Annotated in this window: 1 rRNA gene; it reads left to right on the plus strand. The window is 49.7% G+C overall.

What is annotated here, in order from left to right:
* The first annotated feature begins 88 nt into the window (after positions 1-88).
* A 16S ribosomal RNA gene (locus H8S63_RS19520) occupies positions 89-1,617 on the plus strand.
* The last annotated feature ends 7 nt before the right edge of the window (positions 1,618-1,624 follow it).

The raw sequence follows: 1,624 nt of genomic DNA on the forward strand, positions 1-1,624 counted from the left end.
ATATAGGTATATAAGATAGAGTCAATAAATTGTACGGCATCCTGAACAGAGCAAGAAAATCATCTTAACAGATGAGAAAGATACTTTTACAATGAAGAGTTTGATCCTGGCTCAGGATGAACGCTAGCTACAGGCTTAACACATGCAAGTCGAGGGGCAGCATTTTAGTTTGCTTGCAAACTAAAGATGGCGACCGGCGCACGGGTGAGTAACACGTATCCAACCTGCCGATAACTCAGGGATAGCCTTTCGAAAGAAAGATTAATACCTGATGGCATAGGATTATCGCATGATGATCCTATTAAAGAATTTCGGTTATCGATGGGGATGCGTTCCATTAGTTTGTTGGCGGGGTAACGGCCCACCAAGACAGCGATGGATAGGGGTTCTGAGAGGAAGGTCCCCCACATTGGAACTGAGACACGGTCCAAACTCCTACGGGAGGCAGCAGTGAGGAATATTGGTCAATGGACGGGAGTCTGAACCAGCCAAGTAGCGTGAAGGATGACTGCCCTATGGGTTGTAAACTTCTTTTATACGGGAATAAAGTGATCCACGTGTGGATTTTTGTATGTACCGTATGAATAAGGATCGGCTAACTCCGTGCCAGCAGCCGCGGTAATACGGAGGATCCGAGCGTTATCCGGATTTATTGGGTTTAAAGGGAGCGTAGGTGGATTGTTAAGTCAGTTGTGAAAGTTTGCGGCTCAACCGTAAAATTGCAGTTGATACTGGCAGTCTTGAGTACAGTAGAGGTGGGCGGAATTCGTGGTGTAGCGGTGAAATGCTTAGATATCACGAAGAACTCCGATTGCGAAGGCAGCTCACTGGACTGCAACTGACACTGATGCTCGAAAGTGTGGGTATCAAACAGGATTAGATACCCTGGTAGTCCACACAGTAAACGATGAATACTCGCTGTTTGCGATATACGGTAAGCGGCCAAGCGAAAGCGTTAAGTATTCCACCTGGGGAGTACGCCGGCAACGGTGAAACTCAAAGGAATTGACGGGGGCCCGCACAAGCGGAGGAACATGTGGTTTAATTCGATGATACGCGAGGAACCTTACCCGGGCTTAAATTGCAAATGAATAATCTGGAAACAGGTTAGCCGCAAGGCATTTGTGAAGGTGCTGCATGGTTGTCGTCAGCTCGTGCCGTGAGGTGTCGGCTTAAGTGCCATAACGAGCGCAACCCTTATCTTCAGTTACTAACAGGTCATGCTGAGGACTCTGGAGAGACTGCCGTCGTAAGATGTGAGGAAGGTGGGGATGACGTCAAATCAGCACGGCCCTTACGTCCGGGGCTACACACGTGTTACAATGGGGGGTACAGAAGGCAGCTACCTGGCGACAGGATGCCAATCCCGAAAACCTCTCTCAGTTCGGATCGAAGTCTGCAACCCGACTTCGTGAAGCTGGATTCGCTAGTAATCGCGCATCAGCCATGGCGCGGTGAATACGTTCCCGGGCCTTGTACACACCGCCCGTCAAGCCATGAAAGCCGGGGGTACCTGAAGTACGTAACCGCGAGGAGCGTCCTAGGGTAAAACTGGTAATTGGGGCTAAGTCGTAACAAGGTAGCCGTACCGGAAGGTGCGGCTGGAACACCTCCTTTCTGGAGT

The sequence above is a fragment of the Bacteroides sp. NSJ-39 genome (assembly GCF_014287315.1).
Lineage (GTDB): Bacteria > Bacteroidota > Bacteroidia > Bacteroidales > Bacteroidaceae > Bacteroides > Bacteroides finegoldii.